The sequence below is a fragment of the Enterococcus sp. FDAARGOS_553 genome (assembly GCF_003812305.1).
In the GTDB taxonomy this organism is placed as follows: Bacteria; Bacillota; Bacilli; order Lactobacillales; family Enterococcaceae; genus Enterococcus_D; species Enterococcus_D gallinarum.
The window spans coordinates 135,778-159,606 of sequence record NZ_CP033740.1; the positions used below are offsets into that span (position 1 = coordinate 135,778).

The following is a 23,829-nucleotide window of genomic DNA, read 5'->3' on the forward strand; positions in this document are numbered from 1 at the left end:
TCACAAGCAAAAGAGCTGTGAACACGCCCATGCTAGTCACTGAAAACAGCACCCTAGTTGTCCCATTTCCTGATTATCGTAAACAGTTACAATAACAGATCAAAAATTGAACCAAATAGGTCTGATCTAGCGTTGAGTCGTATCACAGCTCTTAATTTTTATTTTCCTTCTACAATTGTAGCAACTGTTGATTTATCCAAACCTTTCAAGACTTGGATCACCATTTCTCTCGCAGCATCAAAGTCAGCGATGCTGAATAGTGTTTGATGGGTATGGATATAACGTCCTGGTACACCAATCACAGAACTTGGAATTCCTTCATTGGCCATATGAGCTGCACCAGCATCCGTACCGCCTTTAGACACAAAGTATTGGTAAGGGATATTGTTTGTTTCTGCTGTGTCCAGCAAGAATTCTTTCATCCGAGGCAACATGATCATTCCTGGATCATAGATACGCATCAGTGTACCTTCACCTAAATGCCCAAAAGTCCCATTCTTCGTCACTGTATCATCAGCTGGTGAACAGTCAACAGCGAAGAATAGATCTGGTTGGAATTTCGTGACAGAAGGTTTTGAACCACGTAAGCCAACTTCTTCTTGCACATTGGCACCAGCAATCAATGTATGACCCAGTTGTTCTTCTTTCAATGCTTCCAATGCTTCTAATACAACCGTACAGCCATAACGATTATCCCAAGCTTTTGAAATAATGTTTTTGCCATTCGCTGTCTTGATTGTTTCTACTTGAGGTACGATGGTGTCACCTGGTCGTACGCCAAAACTTTCCGCTTCTTCTTTAGAATCAAAACCAGCATCGAACAGAATGTCCGTTACTTCTACTGCTTTTTGTCCAGCTGTTCCACGTAGTAAATGTGGGGGCACTGATGAAGAAATACATGGATAGTTGCCTTTCGCAGTTTTTAAAGTGAAGCGTTGTGCTGAAACGACATAAGGGTTCCAACCGCCAAGAGGTGTCACTTTAAATAACCCGCGTTCGGTGATTTGTGTCAACATGAATCCAACTTCGTCCATATGAGCAGCTAGCATCACGCGTGGTGCATCTGCATCTGAATGATGACGTAATCCGAAGATCCCGCCAAGTCCATCTTGTTGGATTTCGTCCACTAATGGAGTCATCGCTTCCCGCATATAGGCCCGAACATCCTGTTCAAATCCACTAGTTCCTTGCAATTCTGTTAATTCTTTGATTCGTTGAAACGTTTTTTCTTCCATACTTTTTTCGGCTTGAATCGAAACAAGCCTTCCCTCCTCTTGCAAATCTATATTTATTATAACGCAAATTACTCATTCTGGTTCTTTTCTTATAGAAAAATTCTAAACTATGGTAAAATAATCTAAACAGACAAAAGGATTTCCGTTTATTCCTTAACAGGATAGGAGAAGTCTTCAAGGAGGCACAACATTTATGATCAATGAACGTCCATTCAATTATTTTAAAAACGGCCTGGCCATCGGCGTGGGTGTCGGTTTTGCAGGCGGGATCTTCTCGACATTATGGATGAAGAAAAAACAATCGATGAATGCAGATGACGTCCTCGATCAAATCAAAGCAGCATTTTTAAAAGAAGGTCCGATCGAAGGTTCCTGGATCAATTTTGAGAAGCAACCCCTTCGTAAATTTGCAGTGACATCTCAAGGATATACCGGCGGTATTACTCGGACCGAAGACGGACAACTGATCACTTACGAATTTTTAGCAGATGCGAAAACAGGAACTGTTTTGGATATTCAACGATCGATCATTGATTAATACGCATTGCTATACAACAGACGCTCAATGATTCAAACTCATAAAATAGTCGAACATCGCTAGATGATTTTTCTTGTCGTTCTTTATGAACAACAGTGATCATCTTGAGTTGTCCGACTATTTTTTAGTTGCAGCAATCTTTTTGGGACGTTTATTTGCATGAAGCAACGTTGCTAAGTCTAGTAATAAAACATTGGCTAACACAGGATTGGCTTTCTCGCGATACGCTGCGGCGCCACTTTCAAACAATACTGCTAGACGATCTTCTAAAACAACGATTTGTTCCAAATACGGTGGAAATTTGATTCGTTTTAGGATCCGGCTAGGAGAGTCCCGCTCGGACACTAAGAGTTCCGAGGTATAAGGACCATAAGAACGACTGGCTAAGAGATAATGGCCATAAAAAGCCACACCTTGAATCTTATCAGATGTTTTTCTGCTCATTGTCACGGTTGGTTGGATTTTGTCTTTGCGGCGAATTGCTGTTTTCATTTCAGCTATCGTCGGCAATAGATAGAAAGTCAACTGTCCTTCACCTTTTAGTGTGAAGTTGCCAGATACCAGTTGATCATTGTTTTGAGTCAAATACGATGCTTGTGGAATCTCTAAGAGATCAGTTGTCAGCCAATAAGCGATTGGCTGTCCCGTCTCTTCAGATGTATCTGCTAAGATATCGATCAAACGTAAAGCGGCTACTCGTCCAGTAGCAGATCCTGTGATTGTCAACCATAAAAGTTCCCGTTTTGTATCATATACTAAGCCCCCTACATGTGGCCGTTTAGGTAAAATCAGCAGTTTGATCGGCTGTCCTGTTTCTCTATCCAGTACATGAATAATAGAATGATGCTGATGGTCATAGCAGTAGGCAGAAATAAACACAAAATCTTGAGAAAAAGCCAACCCTTGCGGCGTCATCCATTGACAAACCTCATTTTCGCCGGTTTCCGGCACCACCATTCTTGTTTCTGTTAATCCAGGAATGTTATATTGTTTTGCTTCAGCCTTTTCCCAAGCTGCTTGAACAATAGGATACCGTTTTAACTTTTTTTCAATATCCTGATGTATCCGTTGCTGCTTCCAATGCTTAAACTTTAGGACATAGTAAACAAGGAGGCCAATGACCAGCAACACTAAAATCATTATTGCTACCCGCTGAGTCATTTGTTTGCCTCCTTGTTCTATTCGATCAATCGTACATATACCGCTATTAATTACAGTATCTACATGTTTCTTTTACTAGCGTTTCTTTATAGGATCTTTCATAATCTCATTTATAGTAACATTAAGAATCCCTTATTCTACTATAGTCACTTCCACATCAATATTGCCTCTTGTTGCTTTAGAGTATGGGCAAAATGCGTGGGCTTCTTCTGCGATTTTCTCTGCTTGGTCCTTCTCAAGTCCTGGCAAAGAAACTTCTAAAACAACCCCGATTTGGTAGCCCCCATCTTCTAATTGAAATAAAGATACCCGTGCTTTGACTTCAGAATCAGACTCAAGATTATTTTCTTCCAGCATGTGTTGAACCGCGCCGTTGAAGCAAGATGCGTATCCAGCCGCAAATAGTTGTTCCGGATTTGTCCCTTCACTATGGATTCCTGGGCGGTCGATCTTCATGTGCATACTTCCGTTTGGTGCCTCGACCTCGCCATCACGGCCTCCACGATTGATCATTGCTGTTTCGTACATTTTTTTCATTGAGATCATCCTTTCTTTCGTCTTTCTATATTAAGTGTAACGAGTATTTTTTAATCTGACAAAGGTAATGCTTGCATTTGGCGACATCAGTTAGACAACATCGATGATCAGTGATAGAAGCAGTTTGTCTATACAAAAAGAGAAGCAGCGAAAAGCTGCTCCTTAAGATAATAGGTAAAATTGCTGATATATTTGACGATTAACCTCTTGAACGTCCCAAGAAAAATGATACTACAGCAACAACGATGATCGCACCAATGATAGAAGGAATCAAAGCCATTCCTGCTAATTGAGGACCCCAGCTACCTAACAATGCTTGTCCAATTGCTGAACCAACTAAACCTGCAACGATGTTAGCGATCCATCCCATTGATCCACCTTTATTTGTAATTGCTCCGGCAATCAAACCGATAATAGCTCCTACGATTAATACCCATAACCAATGCATAATTTTCTCCTTCTTTCTGTGAAATATTTATTACACATATTATGTTACGCTTCTTCTTAAAAATACACAAAAATTTTGCTCTTAAAAAAACAAAAAAAATTTAAAACGTTGTTATATTAAGGATAAATCAACTTTTTTGGAATCGTTAACACTCACTGCAAGAGGTCAAAAAAACTGCCGCAGCTCTTTGAAATCGTTTTGATCAGCAAAAAGTTATTTTCTGATAAAGGGTACCTAGACTATGTACGATTTTCTTTCATTGTCTGCTTTCAACCGTCATCTTCCCTATGAATAAAAGCAATCAAAGAAACCAGATTGTCGTACACACCTCATTCACTACATCCTTCTGATGAAACATCAAAACAATTGGCATTCCTTTGATTCTGCCTTTTGTATTTGAAACCTGCTTCCCCTCACTATGTAAAAGGATTATGAGAAAAAGCAGCGATAGAAGTGAGCGTATGCAATAGCGAGTAAAGTAAAAAATAAATTGTTCGGATTGTACCCCGGCCTTTCTTCTTAATATTTTTCATTTCTCGCTTCTCCCCTCTGCTTATTGGACAGTCTTCGCGATTGTGAAGTCACGAAAAAAAGCAACTTTGCCCAGCGTTCAATGCTAGACAAAGTTGCTTTTTTATTTTGTTTTTGAAAAGTCTTTCTTTGAAAGATAGACAGCAGTAAGGATGCCTACTAAGACAGCTAACCCAAAGACTAGAATCGTTCCTATCGTGTTATCCTTCCCAGGCAGTCCGCCAGTGTTGATCCCCCAAAGTCCAGCAATTAATGATGGCACTGCAACCACTAATGCTGCTGAATCTAAATATTTCATCAAATGGTTCAAATTATTGTCCATCATATCCGAGAATAGACCACCGATGGTTTCCAATAAATCGCGATAGATCGTGACAAGCTTGTTGGCAAATTTCTGTCGCAGTTTAATGTCGTAAACTAACGATTCATTATCTAGTTTGTCTAAAAACTCTTTTCGTTCCATCAAGTGATTCACTGTAAGATTCTGATCTTTCAATGTGTGATCCAAATAAACCATATCTCGTTCTGTGTCTGCAAGATTAAATAGTTCATTATTTTCGGTTGTTTTACGGGCAGCCGCATCCAATTGGTCGATTTGCTTTTTAATCTCTTTCAACCCATTGATAAAGTGGGTATAGATCATTAATGTGGCAAAAGCAATGATATCCTCAAAATGTCGAAGCTCATTTCCATGTTTCTCGATCAATCGCTCAACGAGATTCGATTCTCTAGAGACATAGGTGATCATCAATCCTTTGGAAAGAATAAATGTGACAGGTTCAAGGCGTTTTTCAATGCGTTCTTGATGATTTGAAGAAAGATCGATCAATGTATAAAGAAACGGATTGTTTAATTTAGTGTCTCGTAAATGTTCTAATCGAGAAACTTCCTCTGGTTCATCGGAGCCAATAAAAATATCTTCCGGTAAATCAAAAAGTGTCAGCAGCTCTTTTTTTTCTTCTTCATTTCCATGTTTGACTACCAACCAATTATAGTCTTCTTCGGATGATTCTCTGATTTGGTTCTGTTCGATTTTATAGTACGAATACATTTTGCCTCTCTCCTTTAACTCCTTCACTTCTCTTCAACTATCTAATGGCGACTGCTTTTTGTCAAGAAAAAGCGCTATTTCAACGGTTTTTATTAATACGGAAATAAAGCAAGCGTTTGATTAGACCATTCTAAATAAACGTGAGAGAATATTTTTGGGCCCAATAAAAATCATTTTAGAGGAGGACAACTATATTTCTACATCAGAAAGAACTACAGTTCGAAGCAAAACCAGACAAACCAAATCCATTAATTGCGAAGTATCTTCAAGAATTGATCGGTGGCCAGTATGGCGAAATGAGTGTAGCAATGCAGTATCTCTTCCAAGGTTGGAGCTGCCGTGGAGAAGAAAAGTACAAAGATATGTTGATGGACATTGCGACAGAAGAAATTGGACACGTTGAAATGCTTGCTACAATGGTTGCTCGTTTATTAGAAGGTGCACCGGTAGAAGATCAAGAAGCCGCAATGAAAAAAGACCCAGCAATTGGCGCAATTATCTCTGGAATGAATCCACAACATGCGATCGTTGCTGGCTTAGGACCACGTCCAGCTGACAGTGTCGGTAATCCATGGAGTGGCGCTTACATCATTGCCAGCGGTAATTTACTGGCAGACTTCCGTGCCAATTTAAATGCAGAATCACAAGGACGATTACAAGTCGCTCGAATCTATGAAATGATTGATGACCGTGGAGTTAAAGACCTCTTATCCGTGCTATTAGCTCGGGACAGCTATCACCAAAACCTTTGGGCACAAGCTGTCAAAGAACTTGAAGAAAAAGAGGGTACAATCTTAGTACCGAGCACTTTCCCTCGTAATGAAGAACGGTTAGACATCGCCTATGACTTTTACAATTTCTCTGAAGGAGATCAAAGTAAAGAAGGCTCTTGGGCAAAAGGAAAAGCACTTGATGGCGAAGGTGAATACCAATGGCTTTCTACACCTAAAGTTGAAGGCAAAGCGCCAAAACTAGATCCTGTCACACCAAAAATGTATGGCACGCCACCTGAAAAATAAATTGATCGAAACGAATAAAAAGAGCAATGATTCCATTCACAAGAAATCATTGCTCTTTTCTTGTCTTATTGAGCAAGTTGGTTACCTTAAAGCTAAAAAAGCGTTAGAGTAGAATGTATAAGAAAAAGGAGGAATCATTATATGAAAGCACCTTTACTTACACTAAATGACGGCAATATGCGCCCAGCCGTGGGCATCGGTACCTATCAAATTCGCGGTGGCGAAGGCTTAAGCCAGTTGCAAGCAGCGATTGCAGATGGCTATCGTTTGATTGATTCGTCAACGAACTATGACAATGAAGGAATCGTCGGTAAAGCGATTCGCCGATCCGGTGTCCCTCGTTCTGAGTTTTATATCACCTCAAAATTACCAGGAAAATATCATGGATATGATGATGCACTGACCAGTATTCAAGAATCGCTGGCGCGCATGGGATTAGATTACTTTGACGCCTTTTTGATCCACTGGCCACTGCCTAAACGCGGCAAGTACATTGAAGCGTGGCAGGCGTTAGTGACTGCGCAAAAATTAGGTTTGATTCGTTCTATTGGTGTATCTAACTTTGAACCTGAACATTTAGATGCCATTATTGAGGCAACTGGTGTCACTCCAGCCATCAATCAAATCGAGATCCATCCTTACTGGGTCCAAGAACAAATGGTAGCAGAAAACAGAAAACGTGGGATCATTACTGAAGCATGGAGTCCATTAGGCCGCGGCAGCGCGGCGCTCAAAGAATCCATCATCACTGATCTAACAAATAAATATCAAAAATCTGCGGGTCAAGTCATCTTACGCTGGCACGTCGATCGCGGGATTCTACCACTACCAAAATCCCGAAACCTGAGCCATCAGCGAGAAAACTTAGCTATTTTTGACTTTGAACTGACTGAAGAAGAAATCAATGCAATCAATCGCTTGAACAAAGAAGATGGACGTATTGAAGGTCAAGATCCGAATGAATATGAAGAATTTGAGTAAAGTGAGACAGCACAAAGCTCCTGAGGGATTTCATAGGCTCACATCAATTATAGGAATTGGAATGGTCACAAAAAAAGAACTGCGAGATGACTTGCCCCAATTGAATTCCTTAGATCTACTAGCAGCAAGGCTCTACTGAAGTCTTGCTGCTATTTTATGAGAAGTAAAAACTTCTGACACGATCAGTTTTCATTTGGATTATGCTTTTCTCACAGTTCTTTTTCTGAGTTAAAACTTCTGTACAATCAGCGTTACAACTGATAATGAATGGCTTCTTTGTATTGTTCAAACAATGATTGGTTCAATTCATCGCCGCCATCCATATTTGCGGAATAAAAGATGGGCGGATAATCGATTCCTGCTTGTTTCAATTGTTGGCAAACTTCGACGATAATGGTATTAAGGATCGTAGCGCCAATCACCGTTGAAGTAGGCCCCACTTTTTGATCCATCCCCTTAATCTGACAACCTGCATCACCAATTTCTCCATGATTATCGATTACAAGATCAGCGACTTCAAACAGACGAAGGCCCGAAGAATGGCGGCTAGTGACTGATTGCGAATACGTTTTGTTTGTTAAAGCGATAATTTTGACGCCTTTTTCTTTTGCCGCTAGTGCTAAATCGATTATGACAGGATTACGACCTGAAACTGAGTGTAAAATCAGCACGTCTCCTTCTTTGAACGGCTGGATTTCCGCTAATGCGGTGCCGTAGCCTTCTAGTCGTTCCATTTTGCTAGTAAAGGTGATGGGACTGCGATCCAACATCAGTTCTCGTCCAAAGATCGCATTGATCGTCATCATCCCTCCCGCGCGATAGTACATTTCTTCTGCCAAGATCCCCGCATGACTAGCCCCAAAAATATAAATCGAATGCTTTTCTAGATTTGCTGTAGTCAAGAGACGAATTGCCTCATCGATTGCATGCTGTTCCTTTTTTTCAACGGTTTCTAGTAATGCATGAATTTTATCAACATATTGATACATATTAAATTCCCCCAAATAGACTGCCGAGACCACGACCAATGATTCCCCAAAGTGATAAGTCATTGCCACCAAAGATCAGAATCCAGTTTTGAATCGTTGTGCTGAATAGAACGGCAGATACACCAACTAACAAGACCATCACAAATGATGCGGCAATGGTACCAATGACTGCGCCACGCAAGCCGCCTTGTCCTTCTCCAATAACTGCTGCGCCGCCACATTCAAAGAAACTGGTGATAACTAATGGTACGATCAAGATTCCAAAAACATTCGTCGTATTGACAATGATCACAAGGATCGTTGAGGTGATCATAGCTACGATAAAACCAATAATCACGGCATTCGGACGATAATTGAATAGGATCGGTACATCAAAAGCTGGTTTGGCTCCAGGGACGACTTTTTCAGCAATCCCTTGGAAAGCTGGAATAATTTGGTTGATCAATAGGCGGACCCCATAAAGCATGATCAAGAGTCCTGCGCCAAAGTTCAAGCCTGCTTGAACAGCAAACATGACCAGATTCCCACCTTCTGGGACAAGAACTGGTGCGATAATTCCTACAACAATATTCATCAAAAACATCACCAAGGCACCTGTAATGGAAATCTCACGGAAAAAGGACAGGTTTTCTGGCACTTTTAAATCTTCTGTCGATTTTTCTTTGTTTCCTACTCGTTTTGCCACGAAGCCGGACACCATCGATAAGATCCCTGTAGGATGTCCAATCAAGAACGAATCATCGCCAGTGGCATCCCAAACATATTTCCGCATGATCCAAGGCATAAATGACCAATAACAAGCAGATAAAACAGCTCCTAAAATCAATAATGGAATCCCCGACATTCCACCTTCAACCCCACCAGCAACGATCACAAATGGGAACCACCATAACATATGACCCGTCAAGAAAATCGTCTTAACTGGTGTAAAACGAGCAATCAATAAGTGCAAGATCAATCCAAAAAACATAGCTAACCCAACAGTTCCCCCGTATTCTGCTGTGAAGGTCACATCAGAAAGACCATCGGCTACTTGAACCCCCAACTGTGTCTGAACCGCTGTGTTGATTGGTGCGATCGTTCCCGTCAGCATATTGACCCCTGCGGTCAATGCTACCATCCCAAAGGCTGCTGTCAACGAGCCTTTCACCACTTCGGCAAAAGGTTTTCGTTGCACGATCAACCCGATCATTGCAATCAGTCCGAGCAATACTGGCGGATTCTTTAAAATATGATCTGTGACAAAACTCATGATTATCCCTCTCTTTCAGCTAAAAACTTTTCCATTTGCATTTTGACTTCAGCGACATCCATATATTTTTTGATGGGATAGACAGGTGCTTTGACGGAAGCTTGCAAATCATTCAATAATTCGTGGCTTGTAAAATAAACATCTGCAGGAGTTGCTTTTGCAGTAGACAAATCCGTATTCTCAGCAGTCGCCTTCAGCCCCAGCTCCTTAATCACCTTATCGATCGTCATCTTTAACACCATTGAACTTCCAACACCAAATCCACACACAGCTAAAATTTTCATCTTCTTTTCCTCCTATTGGAATAATTGGCAAATCTGTTCTTTGTCACCATTCAAAATAAGTTGATACTTTTCCTGATCCATAAACACTTCCATGATTTCCTGCAAACTTTCCAAATGACTTTGATTGTCTTTTGCAGCTAAAACAAGGAAAATACGGACCGACTTGCCAGCTAAATCGATTTCGTTTTTAGTCACTAGCAAACTCATCCCTTGATGAAAGACACCTTCCCCCGGACGAGCATGCATCAATGCAAAGTAATCAGCCAATACCATATACGGGCCATTCTCCTCAACGCTATGGATCATATTAGCGACATATTGTTGATCGATGGCTTTTTCATTTAATAGCGGCTGACTCGCCAATTGAACTGCTTCTTGCCAAGTGAGGATTTGATTCGTGGTCTCGATATGATCCTCAGGCAGTAATTTTTTTAAATTGATCATGATTTTACCTCCAACATTTTTGAAATGAACCATTCTTTGTCTTCGATCCCTTGCATGATCAACTTCATGACAGGTTCTACTTCTTGGGCCTCATCTTCTCGTATCATTAGTAACACGATGATATCGACTTTTTGGTTGCCCCAATCAACAGGACGATCCAAAATCAATACAGAAAAGGTCGTTTTTGAAACAAACTCAGGATTGCCATGAGGTATGGCAAAACCGTTATCTAAATAGGTCGACTGCAATGCTTCTCGTTCTAAGACGGAACGCTGAAAGTCCGTACGCTGATTTTCCGACGAAAAGTCATTTTGACTGATCAGAAAATCCAGTGCTTGTTCTTTGGTCTCAAATCGTTCAAAATAAATCTTCGGTGCAATCAACATCCGTGTATCTTGCAGGATTTTCACCTTATCCGCAATCGGTTCATTATCAATAATCAAATCGATATAGTGATTCATGATCCGCTTCATGTCTCGATTGGTCACCATCGGCGAGATGCGGACGACTGGTTTGGAAACATCAGGTAAATCGATCGTGGAAATAATGAAATCGATGGCAGAAATATCCATCTCTTTGAGCTTAGCGACAGAAGCGGTTTCAATACTATCGACATTAGGCAATATTCGACGAATCTTGGCAGAAATAAATGAACTGGTGCCAACACCGTTCGGACAAACAAAGACAATTTTATTCAATTGCCGCATCCGTTCTACTGCAGCTTGAAAGTGAATCGAAACAAACCCGATTTCATCCTCAGATATTCCAATATGGTAGGCCTTTAGAAAGTCGTTCAAAGAGAACCAAACGACCCCATACAACGCCGGATAATGCTGTTTGATCTCATCTAGCAATGGATTGACTACAGTAGTTTGGGCCTCAATGCGTAAAAACAGCTGGTACAAATGAATCGTCAAATCTTCTTCTAAGCGACTATCCTGTGTCAAATCGATCTGGATGCCTTCACTGACTTTCTGAATCAGATTTCTGACTTTCCCTCGAAAAGAGAACGGAATCGATTCGTTCTTCATAAAAAAACGTAAGCCACTACCTACAATGAGATAGGTTAGGTACTGAACTTCTTTCGATGAAAAATGGTAGATTTCTTGTTCTTCAATTTCTTTCAACAATTCATAAATCAACGGATACTTGTCAAATTCCAAAAACAATTTTCCAAATTGGCGCTTCTCTTCTATATCCAGCTGATTTGCCTGATTCGAGCGCTCGACAATCAGCAAGATCGAAACAACGATGCTTTGGATGTAGCTTTCTGGGATCTCCATTTGCTTTTCGATGATCGAATGGCGAAAAGCCGCATTTATCTTTTCAAATAATGACACATTTGTCAGAACAGAAAGGTTCTCCCCATGCTCCACAGTAAGGAGAATGAATCGCTTCAACATTCGTTGGATTTGTGACTCGCTTCCTTGAAAATAAGTGCCTGAATTATCAAAACGCAACAGTAAATTTTCTTTGACAAACAGTGTTTTTAGATAAGCGATATCCTTGGCGATACTGCTCCTAGAAACATAATACTCATCAGAAAGTTGCTGGTAACTCAAGTGCTCCCCATTGATCAGCCGCTTAAAAATTTGCATGCGTCGGTCTTCGATCAAAGAATAATTGTTTTTCATTTGCTCACCCTCTACCTTTATTCTAGTGATACCTTAACAAATATGAAGACCAATTGTTAGATTAAAAAATGATTAAAAGGTGTGCACACCCTTTCCCTTGATAGCAATATCGGTCGTTTGTTCCGCAAAATCGCTTCAAGCAAGCCAAACTTTTCTCATCTTCCTCGTTTTCTCTTATAATAAATGTAAACAGTCAAATGAGGAGGAAACAAAATGAAATGGCGTGGGGGTAGACAAAGTTCCAATGTGGAAGACCGCTCTGGTCGTTCCGCAGGTTCAGGAGGAAAAATAATGGCCGGCGGTGGTATCGGTACGATTGTTATCGCAGTCCTCTTTTTTCTATTCAGTGGGGGTGATTTAAACTCCGTCACAGATATTTTAGGAGGCGGACAAGCCGCTAATTATCAAACAGAAAATGTGGCTTCAGACGAGTATACAGAGGAAAAAGAATTCTCCGCTGTCGTCTTCGGCCATTTGGAAGATTATTGGAATGGTGTTTTTGAAGCAGAACAGACTACGTATCAAGATCCTAAACTGGTTTTATTTACAGGAAGTGTTCAATCGGCTTGTGGGAATGCAACTTCTCAAGTTGGTCCCTTTTATTGCCCTGCCGATCAAAATGTTTATCTGGATCTCAGCTTTGCAACAGAACTTTCTCAAAAGTATGGGGCCAGCGGAGATTTTGCCATGGCCTATGTCATTGCTCATGAAGTTGGTCATCACGTACAAAACGAACTTGGTATTACACAGCAACTCGATAAGATCCGCCAACAGGTTTCTGAAAAAGAATACAATCAATATAGTGTTCGATTGGAACTACAAGCGGATTATTTAGCCGGTACATTTGCCAAGTATCTACAAGGAAAAACTTATAACGGCCAACCGATTTTAGAAGCTGGTGATATCGAAGAGGCTATCACAGCTGCTAATGCCATTGGTGATGATACGTTACAAAAGGAATACCAAGGATATGTCGTACCAGATAGTTTTACTCATGGGACTTCAAAACAACGAGTTGAATGGTTCAACCGGGGGTTCAAATATGGTGATTTGGAGCATGGAGACACCTTCAATGAAAAAAACCTTGATTTGGTCTACGGATCGTAACAAAAACGTTCCTTTTTAGTCACTCTTTTTTCACATTTGGGCGGTATAGTTTATTCATACCAACAAACCCTAACTTTTTCATTTTACTCCTTGCCTGCCAGTCCCCGCTGGCAGGCCCTTTTTTTTCATGGTGCTATTTTAGTTTTTTTTTAACCTTTGGCCTGTTTTTTTCTTTAAAACGCTAAGGGTTGATCACAATTTTTTCATATTTTCCGGTTACTATATAAATAACCCAACAAACAACCCAACTTTTTCATTTTTTACTCCTTGTCTGTCAGTCCCCGCTGACAGACTTATTTTTTTTCTTGCCAAAATTCTCAAAATGCGCTAAGGTTATTTATGCGCGGAAGTGGCGGAATGGCAGACGCGCACGCTTCAGGCGCGTGTGAGTATATCTCGTGTGGGTTCAACTCCCATCTTCCGCATTTTGAGCAGATCATCTTGGATGATCTGCTCTTTTTTATGTGTTTCTTTTGTCTAAATAAAGAAAAAAGCTTAAGCTAGAAGTATATCAATAGGAAAAAGACAGGAGGAAATCCAATGAAAGAAGTACCAACAGCGAAAATCAAATTAACTGAGGTCAAAGAACTCTTTGATGCTGGTTATGAAATCTTAGGAGAATTACGGTCTGAGGTGAATGCCCCAGTCGTTAGAGCTAAATTTCTGAATCAAGAAGTGATTGCCATTTATGGAAAAGAAGCAGCAAAAATTTTTTATGATCCACGAAACTTTAAACGTGAAGGAGCAATGCCTAAACTCGTCCGTTCAACCTTGTTAGGGGAAGAGGGGGTTCAAACTTTAGACGGGGAACAACATCACCATCGGAAAAACTACTTTATGGACTTGATGACACCTGAGAGAATGACCGATTACCATGATTTGTTGGAACGAAACCTTTCTCATGAACTGGATAAACAATCCGGTACCTTTGAGCTTTTTTCACTCACAAAAAATGTTCTATTCAAAACGATTTGTGAATGGTCAGGAATCAATCTAGCACCACTGTCTCAATCAGAGATCAGTGAGTTAGCTGATTATCAAGTTGCTATGTTCAGCGGGACTGTCACCTCCCCTGTCGCCCATTTAAGAGGCGTCGAAGATCGTAAAAAATCTGAGAAATGGGCTCAAGGATTGATTGAAGAAGCTCGTCAACATCCTGTTGCTGGCAAAGAATCATTAGCACTCTATACTTTCGCTACTGCCACTGATCTTGAAGGTAATTTACTGCCGATCGAAGTTGCAGCCGTCGATCTGTTAAATATCATCCGCCCTACGGTTGCTTTAACCGTTTGGATCGCTTTGATGGGACATGCCCTTTTTAGTACAACGACTATCTACCAAGCACTTAAACAAAACTTTTCGGAGTTACAGGATTCATTTATTCAAGAATTACGCCGCTTTTATCCTTTCTTTCCAATGATGCCTGCCATTAGCTTGCAAGATGTTGTCGTCGATGGTTATCTGATCCCTAAGGACAGCTGGGTCGTCCAAGATATTTATGGTACGAATCATGATCCGAGAACCTTTGATCAGCCAGATGACTTCAAAGTGGATCGCTTTGTCGGACGTACACAAGCCATTTCCTATGAGGAAGAATATGAAATGATCGCACAAGGAGGCGGTGATTTCCGCAAAATGCACCGCTGTGCTGGTGAATGGATTACCTTGCATACGTTGCGCGTGTTCAGTGATTTACTGGTCAACCACTATCAGTTTGAAGTTCCTGAACAAGATTGGAAGATTCCAATGAATCACTTTCCAACCTATCCAGAAAGTAAAGTTCTCTTATTTAAAGAAGCTGCAATGACCACAGAAAATGAGTAACTACTGATCGTTGTTATTAAGTGCAGCTCACAAAAACGCAGCCCAAGCAAGCTTAGGGCTGCGTTTTTTGCTTACTTCTCTACAGATGCCGTACGGAAATAAAAATAGGCACCGTATGCGGGAAATTGGATATCTTTGATCGTTGACCTGATCATATAATTTGATGCACTCTGATATAGAGGAACTTGAGCTGCATCTTCTGCTAACAGAATTGATTCTGCTGATTTGTAATCTTCAAATACTTTATCTGGATCATTGGCATCCACGGTACGTGCGTTTTCTGTCAATGCCGTATAGTCCTCGTTGACATATCCACCGTAATTGTAAGAAGAACCTTTTTTATATAAATTGAAATAAGAGTCCAAGTCACTGCTGCCAGCAATCCAACCAGAAATCGACAACTCATATTGACCATCTGCTCGTGATTGATTCAAATTCGTTCGTGGTTGTTTATTGATTGTAATCGTCAAACCAGGCAAATGATCTTGAAGCTGATTTTGCAGATATTCACCGATTTTTTGTCCATGATCATCATCTGTTACCAATAAAGTCAGTTCAATTTTGTCACCGATAGCTGATTGTGCTTGGCTCCATTCTGCTTGTGCTTTGTTACTATCGTATTCATTGTAGTCCCCACTATAAGTGCGAAAATCTTCATTGGTATTCGGATTGGCATAAAGCCCACTGGGAATAAGGCCATTCAATACGCTTGCTCCATCGTTCAACACATCATTCACGAGACTCTCTTTGTCAATCGCCAAAGCGATGGCTTTACGAAGGTGGACATTTGCCAATGGTTTATTTGCCTGTTTATTAAAATCTAAAAAATAGTTGGCAATATCCTTTTGAGTGACTAAGGAGTCATTATTTTGGTACTGTTGCACATAGAGTCCGCTGATTTTTTGCAGATCCAACTCCCCGCTTTCAAACAACTGGATTCCAGTATTCTCCTCTTTGATCGTGGAACCTTTGATTTTATCCAACTTAACTACCGCTTGATCGTAATACTCAGGATTTTTGGCAAGCGTCCATTCTGCACCGGTCTGTTGCCAGTCTTTCAGAATGAAAGGTCCCGTATAGAGCAAGTCTTCACTTGTTTTCCCATATGCCGTCCCTTTTTCTTCAACATAAGACTGTCTTTGAGGCGCTAACCAGCCAATCGACACCACCGATAAAAAAGAAGGTTGCGGCTGTTCCAAATGGACGACAAAGGTCTTTTCATCCGGTGTTTCTAAGCCAATCGTCGCAATGTCTGCTTTCCCTTCGCGAATATCTTGACTGTTGACGACATTGTCTAAAAGATACGCATTTGGCCCCATGGTTTTAGGATCGACCAGTTTCTTCCAAGCATAAGCAAAATCTGCTGCTTGCACTTGCTGCCCATCACTCCATTTGGCTTCTTCCTTTAGTTTAAAGGTATATGTCTTGCCATCTTCACTGATGACTGCTTCCTCCGCCAAACCGGGAACTGGCTGACTCTTTTCATCAAAACGATACAACCCTTCAAAAAGATGCTGGATAACGGTAAACGTAACTTTATCCGTTGTTTGCGTCGTATCTAATGTTGTCAACTCTGCCGGTAAGCTGACTGAAATCTCTTGAACTTCTGGATCTGTCTCCTTTGCGGACGATCCAGTCGTGCTACATCCTGCTAACAAAAAACTTAAAATCCCTACAACAACCAAACCCTTTTTCATTTACTCTCCTCTTTCCTTTTCACTTGCGAGTTGCAAGCTTGATTAAATAAAAAAATCCTCGTCCCTTTGCTGATCATCATTGATCAACAAAGGGACGAAGACTTCGTGTTACCACCCTTTTTCGTGTCATTTTTACAAATAACACCTCATCAGTACGTATGCATACTCGGCAGGATAACGGCTGCGTTCCGTCTAACCAGCGTAAACCAGTTAAAAGACTCTGAGCTCATCTTCACTTAGCGTTCTGTCCCCTTTCTCACCAACCCGGGTTCTCTTTAAACAGTCATCAAAGCTACTCTTCTCATCGATGTCCTATATTCTACTGAATTGATAAAAGTATACTATTCCTCGTTTTTCAAGTCAAACAGTTTTTAGAATTTTCAATCTTTTCAATAATGGCTTCAAGACTTTTTGGAGGGCAAATACTTGCCAGCTTAGTGTTTTTTTTCTAGGATAAAGAAAAGAAACCTTGCTCGAAAGGATGAAATCAATGAAACTTGCTGAAGCATTATTACTACGAAGAGATCTTGAATCCAAACTCACTCTGTTACGAGAAGAGATTGCCAGTAGTGCCGTGATCCAAGAAGGCGATACGTTAGACCGCAGCATCGACGACTTACTGCTGGATTATGAAACAACAAACCAAGAATTTGCCCAGTTGGTCATTGCAATCAATCAGCGAAATGCGGTCGCCAAAATCGGTGGACAAGAAACGATTGCTGCTGCATTAGAGAAACGGGAAGCTTTAAGGCGTTCGCATGCGATGCTAACGGCAACATTGGAAGCAGCCAAGGTTGCTCCACGGATGGGACGTAATGAGATTCGTATGATCCGAACGATCGATACCAAGCAAATCACCGACCGTTTGAATCAAACCGCAAAAGCCTTACGTGAATTAGACGGGCAGATTCAACAAACAAATTGGCTTGTTGATTTATAAAACAGCTGGGTGGGAGTCAAAAGCGAGCACAAAGCAGGTACAGGCTTATATGTACACCAATGGGGTCTGGCAGGGACCAGTTTAATGACTGCTGTTCAGTTACAAGCGTACAACTTATATTTTTCAATTAACGACCACGTGCTGGTTTGACAAGGTGGGTGCCTCTGTTTATCTTTTGTTACGCAAAAGGTAAACAGAGGTTTTTTGTTCAGCAAGACCTCTTTCAAAAGAAAAAGACCCCCTGATCCGTTTCCAACATAGGAAACCAGATCAAGGAATCTTTGATCGTTTAGCTAGTTACTTTCTTTTCTGTCTGCGATATACCACTACTACAATGCCTACTAGTAACAAGCCTACTAACATCCAGCTGACTTGATACGTTTCACCGGTTTTTGGCAGTTCGTTTTTCTTCGTCGGTGTTTTTGTATTCTGATTTTTTGCTGGATCAGGAGCTTTTTCTGGCGTGTAGCGGTTAGTAAAGGTTGGCTCGCTACCATAATCTGCTTTCGCTTCCAATGTTCCGTTTTGATCTTTGACATTTACGGTCACTGGAATCTCTGCGTCATCATAAGTGATTGTACTGTCTTGTCCGGCTTTTTCCCGGATCGTATAGTTGTACTCACCGGCTTTGTCGTACGGAATCGCATCGAAGTAAACTTTCCCTGTGCCGTCGTTGGTTTGGCTTTGAATCACTTGTCCCTCTTGATCGACTAATTCAAAGGTGAACTCCCCTGCGACTAGTGAACGGCCAGTCAAAACTTTCTCAGCTTCCAACACTACACTGCCGGCTTTTGGTGTGTAAGTGTTCGTGAAGACGGCGTTGCCTTCATAAGTCGCTGTTGCTTCTAACTGTCCGTCGTTATTTTTCACCTCTACTGTAACATTGGTGATTGAATCATCATAGCTAATCGTAGCGTCATGTCCTTGTACTTCATAAATTTTATATCGATAGGTTCCTTCTTTTTGATAAGTAATCTCATCAAAAAGAATATTATTTGCCTTGTTCGTCTTTTCTTGAAGGATTTTATTTTCTTCATCTGCCAAAACAAAAGTGAATTCCCCGTCTTCGATCTGTCGGCCTTCCAAAGCTTTCGTAGCCGTTAAAGCTAGGCTAGTTTCGATAATTTCCCTTGTATTAGCTAGTTCAAAGACATAATCGACTTCCTCGTTCGAGATCGTAAACGTATATTCTTTTTCATCCCGCTCATATCCATCTGGTGCTTTCGTTTCTTGGATTTTATAATCTCCATATCGTAGCCCATCTAAGTGGTCAAATTCGCTAGTTCCTTGAATCAACTTATTATTTCTGACAACAAGTTCGGAGAAAACAACTTCGTAGTTTCCTTCGGCATTTTTACGACTGAGTTGGAAATGTGCCTCTTTGTTGATCCCAGCTTCCTTATCCCCTTCTCTGTCATATTTATTGATTGTCAACGAGCCATTTGTTCCCGTTGAAGTACCGCTACCGTTGGTAGATTTGACGATTACGTCTTTGCTTGGTAGCTGATAAATATAATAATCACCGTTTTTGATTTCCTCCTGATCAGATAATGACCAGTCAAAGTGAATCTTAATATTGTCGTTATAATAAGGAGGATTGTTTTGATCAAAAGGTTGATCATTCATATCTGTAATTCGTACATTATCAAATAGTTGAATTCCTCGAGCATTTAAATCTGGATTAACAGCATTTGGAGTGACTGCTTGTTCGGTAGATTCAGTCTCTGAATCCTCCGTGGGTGCACTTGGCTGTATTGTATTTTGATTCAACTCTGAAGTGGACGTTTCAGTCGTAGTAGTAGTGGTCGCTTTTTCCGGTTGACTGTTTGAGGTATCTTCGACTGTTTGACTAGTACTCTCCGCGTTTTCTGAAGTTGTTGTTGATTCTTCCGTTTTTGTGTCTGTCGCAGGTGAATTCGATTGACTCGTTTGACTTTCAACTTCTATATTTGAAACCAGTTCAGCTACTGCAATTGCCGGTGTACAAAAAGTCGCACCTAGCAAAACCAACAAGCTCAAATATGCACATAGTTTTTTATTCATAGTGATTCATCCTTTCTAAAAAAACAACTGTTACTTTTTAGAAAAACTTAATTTTTTTACTTTTCTAAAATATAAGTTTTTCTAAAAGAACCAACCAATATAATTATTTATGATGGCACCGTACTGTACGTTCTTCCCTCATTCTTCCGAAGACAGCATAACGATTGATATAGCTAGACCAGAACCTATTTTTCATTCAATAACATACCTTTTTTATAGAAAATCAGAGACAAGTATCAATAAAAAAGCATGTGTTATCTCACCTTTATTTTCCCAAATTTGGCATAAACTAAGTGTTCAAAAAAATCATTTTTCAAATATTTTTGACTATTTGGAAAAACGTGCTACCATCAATACATAACTGATTGGAGGAAAGCTATGTTCAGAGGTTTATTGTCAACTGCTTCACAAATAAAATTGTAGTTGATTGAAAGTTTGTTGCATGACCGTCACTGTTTTATTGCTGATTTGCTGGATGAATTTGACCTGTCTTTGTCGTTGTTCAGAAAGTATGTGACAGAGATCAATCACGATCTGTCCTTTCTTCAAATAAATATAGACAATCATTCCTAAGTGAGTCTGGAATTCCATTCTTTCGCTTCACGATCGGATGTCTATAGTTTTTTCTTGGCTGACTCTTCTGCTTTCAAACTCTTGGAACTTCTGTTTTCATCCCACTTTTCCAGTTATGAGACACTAGCGATTGAATTGAATCTAAGCAAATCCTCAATTATTCGTTTAATTAAAAAAATCAACACGGTCATACGTCCTTTTGATTTTCATATAGAAAAAAAACCTATCCGCATAGCCGGGAATGAAATGACTATTCGCCAGTTTTACATGGTTTTCTTTTTGGAGAAATACCAACATGAGTTTAGAGATGCCAGTAAAAATCAGGAACAAGAATTTTTAAAAGTTGCACAACTTTTGGCTGAAGTTACTCCATTAAAGCTGTATTTTTCTGACATACGAAAAATAGCGTTTATCATTTATGTACATAGTAAACGAGAGAGGCTTTTTGCCACGGAAGTGCAATCGAATAAAATTGAATATTTTCTAGAAAAAATCGATCTCGCTGAATTCTCTCGCTACAAACGATCTTATTTAGAAAAAGTTATGGGTTATCTGACTTCTCATATCACAGCCGACCCAGCTATCTATAAACAAGTAAAAAAAATCTTCTATCGATTGACTAAACAAATTTTTCTTAAATACCATTACACCGAAACAGACTTTCAAGAAAAATTGGATGCTGTTAGTTTCAAATATTTGCTGGAAACGAATTTGAATGTTCCGTATTGTATTTTGAATGATCGCCTGGCCCATTTTGTTGATAACTGCGATCCTGTCCAGCAAGCAATCAACAAGGATATTGTTCAGCTAGTGACTCATTCTGAATTACCGGCGATTCGCCCTGCTACGATCAACCATTTGATTTATATTTTCCATACTTCTTTTCCACTATTTACAAAACAAATCATTGATCAACATGCAGATTATCATCTCGCCTTGTTCTACGATACCAATAGCGACCATACGGAAATGATCCGAACACAAATCAAACAGTTCGTCCCCTACGACCTGAAAATCACGATTCTCAATCCGTTAGACTCTTTTTCAATCCCTGCCGTCAAAGCAACCTATGATTTGATTATCGGAAATATCGTCCCTCCTTTTCAGAAAGTTCCTTTCAAAGCAACAGACATCTTTATTACACGAAATGAGATTGGCTATATCGCAAACAGTATTCAAGAAAAAGCGATCCAGCAGATTGAGAAACAAAAAGAACCTCTTAGCCCTACTCACTGAAAAAGTGAGTTTCGCTAAAGAGGTTCTTTTTAATTTTGTCGTTCGAGTAATTGTTTGCCTTGAGCACTCTGATAAAACGTTTCAATTAAATGATTTAAATTTGTTTTTGTCTCACTGGCGCCAAAAAGTTCACCGCCAGGTTCTAGCATAAGACCATTGGCTAGACGACCGATCACTACCGGATCAAAGCCAAAGTCGTCAACGATTTTGGCCGTTTGAGACATAGATTCCGGATCATTACCAGCGATTGCCATGGCTTTTCTGGCTGGTGAACCAGCCGGCCGAGCTTCGTCTTGAACATCATGATAACCCATATGGTTGAATGCCTTGATAACTCTGCTTTGGTCAAAATATTTTTGGACCCTTTCTGAAGATGTTTCTTCAACAGTCGAATACGTTTTGCTGGTTCCATCAACTTCCCACCAATAGTTCATTGCATCGATCACAAGTTTACCAGCCAGCTGCTCCTTGGGAAGTGACGGATAGTTGCTTAAAGGGATTGCTAATAAAATGACTGGCATTTCCGTCAGGATGTCTGAGACATTCTTCACCTTTGCACCTGGAGCAAGGATTTCAACAGCTAGAGCATTCTTTTCCGCTGGCTTTCTGCTAGCGATCCAGACCTCATACCCAGCTTCTGCTCCTAATTTTGCTAATGCTAACCCCAACTTGCCGGCTCCTAAGATGCCAATTCTAGATTTTCCCATTATTTCCCACCTGATTTCAAGAGTTCTTTGACCCTAGGGATTACTTTTGTACCATAAAGTTCGATAGTCCGCAGACGGTCTTTTTGTAATTGTCCACCGGTTCCATAAACAAGATCAAACCGTTCGACGCCGACTTGCGGCATCGTTCGCGCAATTTTTTGTGCCACAGTCTCAGGACTACCTACATAGTAAGAGCCATGTTCTACTTCAAAATCGAAACGTTCTTTCGACATCTCGGGCCAACCACGGTCTTCTCCGATTTTATCCATACTTTTCTTGATATAGTGCCAACCGATTTCGTACGCTTCCTCATCCGTCTCCGCAATCACCCCATGGGAATGCATCCCTACCGGAAGAATCGGTCTGCCCATTTGCTGCGTTGCTTTTTGATAAAGTTGTACATAGGGGGCAAATCGCGCAGGCTCCCCGCCAATGATGGCTAGCATAACTGGAAAGCCGTAGCGAACAGCACGAATAATCGACTCCGGTGTTCCTCCCACGCCAATATACGTATCCAGTGTTCCTTCGAGTTTTGGATAAACTTCGGCATTCTCCAAAGATTGAGTAAATTTGCCTTTCCAGGTCAGTGGCTCCCCTTTAAGGAGTTCGTAAAACATTGCTACTTTTTCTTCAAATAATTCTTCATAATCTTGCAGATCATAGCCAAACAGTGGAAAAGATTCAGTGAATGACCCCCGTCCTAACATGATCTGCGCACGACCATTTGAAAGGGCATCAACTGTCGCAAATCGTTCATAGACCCGAACTGGATCATCAGAACTTAATACAGTTACTCCCGTTCCTAATTTGATTCTTTTAGTGACCATTGCCAGCGCAGCTAATACTGTATCTGGGCTTGAGATTGCATACTCTTCGCGATGGTGTTCGCCTAATGCGAGGATATCGACACCGACTTCATCGGCCAACTTTCCTTCTGCAATAATATTTCTTAATGATTGGCTGTAACTGATTCGTTGATGGGTCTGGTCATCAAAGGCAAGATCGCCAAAGGTATCTAACCCAAATTCTATTTGTTTATTATTGATTGTCATATCATTTCCCTCTTTTCAAATACTTCCTGCATTCACTATAACAACTTCTTTTTATTAACGCGAAAGATATGCTTACTTTTTGTAAGTCAACTGTTTATGAATTGCTTCAAAAAGAAAAGCGCGTCCTTGCTTCAAACAAGGACGCGCACTTTTTTGTTTTTTTATTAGCCATCAGAGATAGATTCCTTTGCTTCTTAAATTAGCTAAACACTCCTCTAAATACATTGCAGTATGTTCAGAATAAATAGGGACTGATTGCTCAATCGGCTCTAACACCTGATAAGGAGCTGTCTTTTGCCCCCGATAAGTAGGCTCTAACCACGCTGCTGCTGGACGATAGCCGCGACGCTGCATCTCTGCCATGACAAGGAGATGGTATTGGTACAGCTTATATGGAGAATGAGCAAAAACGTAATCGACTGTCGCATGTTTCTTTCCCCAGCCAGCGCCTCTCAGCGCAGCTACTTCCCGATGCTGTCCCAGTAATTGTTGTCTTGGTAATTTAGGCAAAAGTGCTTCATGCCACAATCTCATTTCCGCTCTTCC

General features: G+C 40.6%; 23 protein-coding genes, 1 tRNA gene and 1 pseudogene. 9 read left to right on the top strand and 16 right to left on the bottom strand.

Features of this window, described 5'->3' with window-relative positions; genetic code table 11:
* Nucleotides 1-158 precede the first annotated feature (158 nt).
* Nucleotides 159-1,235: a glutamyl aminopeptidase gene (gene pepA / locus EGX73_RS01055; protein WP_003125824.1), complete on the bottom strand. Its 1,077-nt coding sequence runs from the start codon at nt 1,233-1,235 to the stop codon at nt 159-161.
* 193 nt (nt 1,236-1,428) lie between these two features.
* On the opposite strand from pepA, the gene EGX73_RS01060 reads away from it, so the two are divergent.
* Nucleotides 1,429-1,773 carry a PepSY domain-containing protein gene (locus EGX73_RS01060; RefSeq protein ID WP_003125823.1) on the top strand — a complete coding sequence of 115 codons (345 nt, stop codon included), beginning with the start codon at nt 1,429-1,431 and terminating at the stop codon, nt 1,771-1,773.
* 117 nt (nt 1,774-1,890) lie between these two features.
* Here EGX73_RS01060 and EGX73_RS01065 read toward each other — a convergent pair whose 3' ends face one another.
* From EGX73_RS01065 to EGX73_RS01080, 4 genes are all read right to left on the bottom strand, one after another.
* On the bottom strand, nt 1,891-2,934 hold the full coding sequence (locus EGX73_RS01065) for a hypothetical protein (protein ID WP_029486526.1): 1,044 nt from the start codon (nt 2,932-2,934) through the stop codon (nt 1,891-1,893).
* 132 nt (nt 2,935-3,066) lie between these two features.
* Nucleotides 3,067-3,471 (bottom strand): organic hydroperoxide resistance protein, encoded by a 405-nt coding sequence (locus EGX73_RS01070; RefSeq protein WP_002292291.1) that lies wholly within the window; start codon nt 3,469-3,471, stop codon nt 3,067-3,069.
* Between the two features lie 199 nt (nt 3,472-3,670).
* Nucleotides 3,671-3,919 carry a GlsB/YeaQ/YmgE family stress response membrane protein gene (locus EGX73_RS01075; protein WP_002292290.1) on the bottom strand — a complete coding sequence of 83 codons (249 nt, stop codon included), beginning with the start codon at nt 3,917-3,919 and terminating at the stop codon, nt 3,671-3,673.
* Nucleotides 3,920-4,553: 634 nt separating this feature from the next.
* Nucleotides 4,554-5,501, bottom strand: a complete 948-nt coding sequence (locus EGX73_RS01080) for a magnesium transporter CorA family protein (RefSeq protein ID WP_021150199.1) — start codon at nt 5,499-5,501, stop codon at nt 4,554-4,556.
* 191 nt (nt 5,502-5,692) lie between these two features.
* Between EGX73_RS01080 and EGX73_RS01085 the strand changes: the two genes are divergently transcribed.
* Nucleotides 5,693-6,520 carry a manganese catalase family protein gene (locus EGX73_RS01085; RefSeq protein ID WP_010723486.1) on the top strand — a complete coding sequence of 276 codons (828 nt, stop codon included), beginning with the start codon at nt 5,693-5,695 and terminating at the stop codon, nt 6,518-6,520.
* A 141-nt stretch (nt 6,521-6,661) separates the two neighbouring features.
* A complete protein-coding gene (locus EGX73_RS01090) occupies nt 6,662-7,501 on the top strand; it encodes an aldo/keto reductase (RefSeq protein WP_029486522.1) in 840 nt (279 codons plus the stop codon).
* Between the two features lie 251 nt (nt 7,502-7,752).
* Here EGX73_RS01090 and EGX73_RS01100 read toward each other — a convergent pair whose 3' ends face one another.
* The 5 genes from EGX73_RS01100 to EGX73_RS01120 are packed head-to-tail and all read right to left on the bottom strand — an operon-like array spanning nt 7,753 to nt 12,104.
* Nucleotides 7,753-8,490 (bottom strand): sugar isomerase domain-containing protein, encoded by a 738-nt coding sequence (locus EGX73_RS01100; RefSeq protein WP_002301439.1) that lies wholly within the window; start codon nt 8,488-8,490, stop codon nt 7,753-7,755.
* A 1-nt stretch (nt 8,491) separates the two neighbouring features.
* Nucleotides 8,492-9,742 carry a PTS ascorbate transporter subunit IIC gene (locus tag EGX73_RS01105; RefSeq protein WP_003125789.1) on the bottom strand — a complete coding sequence of 417 codons (1,251 nt, stop codon included), beginning with the start codon at nt 9,740-9,742 and terminating at the stop codon, nt 8,492-8,494.
* A 2-nt stretch (nt 9,743-9,744) separates the two neighbouring features.
* The gene (locus EGX73_RS01110; protein ID WP_002301437.1) at nt 9,745-10,026 is read right to left on the bottom strand and encodes a PTS sugar transporter subunit IIB; all 282 of its coding nucleotides are present in this window, start codon (nt 10,024-10,026) and stop codon (nt 9,745-9,747) included.
* A 12-nt stretch (nt 10,027-10,038) separates the two neighbouring features.
* Entirely contained in the window at nt 10,039-10,470 is a 432-nt protein-coding gene (locus tag EGX73_RS01115) for a PTS sugar transporter subunit IIA (RefSeq protein WP_002301435.1), read from the bottom strand.
* Complete coding sequence (locus EGX73_RS01120) at nt 10,467-12,104, bottom strand: PRD domain-containing protein (protein WP_096710703.1); 1,638 nt, start codon at nt 12,102-12,104, stop codon at nt 10,467-10,469. Before EGX73_RS01120 ends, EGX73_RS01115 begins: the two co-directional genes overlap by 4 nt.
* Nucleotides 12,105-12,317: 213 nt before the next feature.
* Here EGX73_RS01120 and EGX73_RS01125 point away from each other — a divergent pair, with 213 nt between their 5' ends.
* From EGX73_RS01125 to EGX73_RS01135, 3 genes are all read left to right on the top strand, one after another.
* On the top strand, nt 12,318-13,211 hold the full coding sequence (locus tag EGX73_RS01125) for a neutral zinc metallopeptidase (protein WP_002316719.1): 894 nt from the start codon (nt 12,318-12,320) through the stop codon (nt 13,209-13,211).
* 343 nt (nt 13,212-13,554) lie between these two features.
* Nucleotides 13,555-13,636: transfer RNA gene (locus EGX73_RS01130), tRNA-Leu, on the top strand.
* Between the two features lie 115 nt (nt 13,637-13,751).
* Nucleotides 13,752-15,035: a cytochrome P450 gene (locus EGX73_RS01135; protein WP_005470691.1), complete on the top strand. Its 1,284-nt coding sequence runs from the start codon at nt 13,752-13,754 to the stop codon at nt 15,033-15,035.
* Nucleotides 15,036-15,106: 71 nt separating this feature from the next.
* On the opposite strand, the gene EGX73_RS01140 is transcribed toward EGX73_RS01135, so the two are convergent.
* Entirely contained in the window at nt 15,107-16,732 is a 1,626-nt protein-coding gene (locus EGX73_RS01140) for a peptide ABC transporter substrate-binding protein (protein WP_005470687.1), read from the bottom strand.
* A 490-nt stretch (nt 16,733-17,222) separates the two neighbouring features.
* Here EGX73_RS01140 and EGX73_RS01145 point away from each other — a divergent pair, with 490 nt between their 5' ends.
* On the top strand, nt 17,223-17,672 hold the full coding sequence (locus EGX73_RS01145; protein ID WP_005470685.1) for a DIP1984 family protein: 450 nt from the start codon (nt 17,223-17,225) through the stop codon (nt 17,670-17,672).
* A gap of 297 nt (nt 17,673-17,969) precedes the next feature.
* On the opposite strand, the gene EGX73_RS01150 is transcribed toward EGX73_RS01145, so the two are convergent.
* Nucleotides 17,970-19,715 (bottom strand): FctA domain-containing protein, encoded by a 1,746-nt coding sequence (locus EGX73_RS01150; protein WP_123866647.1) that lies wholly within the window; start codon nt 19,713-19,715, stop codon nt 17,970-17,972.
* A gap of 405 nt (nt 19,716-20,120) precedes the next feature.
* Nucleotides 20,121-20,306, bottom strand: a complete 186-nt coding sequence (locus tag EGX73_RS16080; RefSeq protein ID WP_003125778.1) for a hypothetical protein — start codon at nt 20,304-20,306, stop codon at nt 20,121-20,123.
* Here EGX73_RS16080 and EGX73_RS16085 point away from each other — a divergent pair.
* Nucleotides 20,289-20,507, top strand: a pseudogene (locus tag EGX73_RS16085) (helix-turn-helix domain-containing protein); the annotation flags it as partial. The gene EGX73_RS16080 and the pseudogene EGX73_RS16085 overlap by 18 nt on opposite strands.
* A 27-nt stretch (nt 20,508-20,534) precedes the next feature.
* The gene (locus EGX73_RS01155) at nt 20,535-21,524 is read left to right on the top strand and encodes a hypothetical protein (RefSeq protein WP_029486515.1); all 990 of its coding nucleotides are present in this window, start codon (nt 20,535-20,537) and stop codon (nt 21,522-21,524) included.
* Between the two features lie 29 nt (nt 21,525-21,553).
* Here the strand turns inward: EGX73_RS01155 and EGX73_RS01160 are convergent, their stop codons facing one another.
* The 3 genes from EGX73_RS01160 to EGX73_RS01170 all read right to left on the bottom strand — a co-directional run bounded on the left by EGX73_RS01160 (nt 21,554) and on the right by EGX73_RS01170 (nt 23,817).
* The gene (locus tag EGX73_RS01160; protein ID WP_081131552.1) at nt 21,554-22,231 is read right to left on the bottom strand and encodes an NADPH-dependent F420 reductase; all 678 of its coding nucleotides are present in this window, start codon (nt 22,229-22,231) and stop codon (nt 21,554-21,556) included.
* A complete protein-coding gene (locus EGX73_RS01165; RefSeq protein WP_005470677.1) occupies nt 22,231-23,283 on the bottom strand; it encodes an LLM class flavin-dependent oxidoreductase in 1,053 nt (350 codons plus the stop codon). The genes EGX73_RS01160 and EGX73_RS01165 overlap by 1 nt, the downstream gene beginning before the upstream one ends.
* Nucleotides 23,284-23,454: 171 nt before the next feature.
* Nucleotides 23,455-23,817 (bottom strand): TIGR02328 family protein, encoded by a 363-nt coding sequence (locus tag EGX73_RS01170; RefSeq protein ID WP_123866648.1) that lies wholly within the window; start codon nt 23,815-23,817, stop codon nt 23,455-23,457.
* Between the last annotated feature and the right edge of the window lie 12 nt (nt 23,818-23,829).

Coding starts and splice junctions, on each gene's coding strand:
- pepA (WP_003125824.1), bottom strand. CDS start 1,235: ATGGAAGAAAAAACGTTTCAACGAATCAAAGAATTAACAGAATTGCAA.
- EGX73_RS01060 (WP_003125823.1), top strand. CDS start 1,429: ATGATCAATGAACGTCCATTCAATTATTTTAAAAACGGCCTGGCCATC.
- EGX73_RS01065 (WP_029486526.1), bottom strand. CDS start 2,934: ATGACTCAGCGGGTAGCAATAATGATTTTAGTGTTGCTGGTCATTGGC.
- EGX73_RS01070 (WP_002292291.1), bottom strand. CDS start 3,471: ATGAAAAAAATGTACGAAACAGCAATGATCAATCGTGGAGGCCGTGAT.
- EGX73_RS01075 (WP_002292290.1), bottom strand. CDS start 3,919: ATGCATTGGTTATGGGTATTAATCGTAGGAGCTATTATCGGTTTGATT.
- EGX73_RS01080 (WP_021150199.1), bottom strand. CDS start 5,501: ATGTATTCGTACTATAAAATCGAACAGAACCAAATCAGAGAATCATCC.
- EGX73_RS01090 (WP_029486522.1), top strand. CDS start 6,662: ATGAAAGCACCTTTACTTACACTAAATGACGGCAATATGCGCCCAGCC.
- EGX73_RS01100 (WP_002301439.1), bottom strand. CDS start 8,490: ATGTATCAATATGTTGATAAAATTCATGCATTACTAGAAACCGTTGAA.
- EGX73_RS01105 (WP_003125789.1), bottom strand. CDS start 9,742: ATGAGTTTTGTCACAGATCATATTTTAAAGAATCCGCCAGTATTGCTC.
- EGX73_RS01110 (WP_002301437.1), bottom strand. CDS start 10,026: ATGAAAATTTTAGCTGTGTGTGGATTTGGTGTTGGAAGTTCAATGGTG.
- EGX73_RS01115 (WP_002301435.1), bottom strand. CDS start 10,470: ATGATCAATTTAAAAAAATTACTGCCTGAGGATCATATCGAGACCACG.
- EGX73_RS01120 (WP_096710703.1), bottom strand. CDS start 12,104: ATGAAAAACAATTATTCTTTGATCGAAGACCGACGCATGCAAATTTTT.
- EGX73_RS01125 (WP_002316719.1), top strand. CDS start 12,318: ATGAAATGGCGTGGGGGTAGACAAAGTTCCAATGTGGAAGACCGCTCT.
- EGX73_RS01135 (WP_005470691.1), top strand. CDS start 13,752: ATGAAAGAAGTACCAACAGCGAAAATCAAATTAACTGAGGTCAAAGAA.
- EGX73_RS01140 (WP_005470687.1), bottom strand. CDS start 16,732: ATGAAAAAGGGTTTGGTTGTTGTAGGGATTTTAAGTTTTTTGTTAGCA.
- EGX73_RS01145 (WP_005470685.1), top strand. CDS start 17,223: ATGAAACTTGCTGAAGCATTATTACTACGAAGAGATCTTGAATCCAAA.
- EGX73_RS01150 (WP_123866647.1), bottom strand. CDS start 19,715: ATGAATAAAAAACTATGTGCATATTTGAGCTTGTTGGTTTTGCTAGGT.
- EGX73_RS16080 (WP_003125778.1), bottom strand. CDS start 20,306: ATGGAATTCCAGACTCACTTAGGAATGATTGTCTATATTTATTTGAAG.
- EGX73_RS01155 (WP_029486515.1), top strand. CDS start 20,535: ATGACTATTCGCCAGTTTTACATGGTTTTCTTTTTGGAGAAATACCAA.
- EGX73_RS01160 (WP_081131552.1), bottom strand. CDS start 22,231: ATGGGAAAATCTAGAATTGGCATCTTAGGAGCCGGCAAGTTGGGGTTA.
- EGX73_RS01165 (WP_005470677.1), bottom strand. CDS start 23,283: ATGACAATCAATAATAAACAAATAGAATTTGGGTTAGATACCTTTGGC.
- EGX73_RS01170 (WP_123866648.1), bottom strand. CDS start 23,817: ATGAGATTGTGGCATGAAGCACTTTTGCCTAAATTACCAAGACAACAA.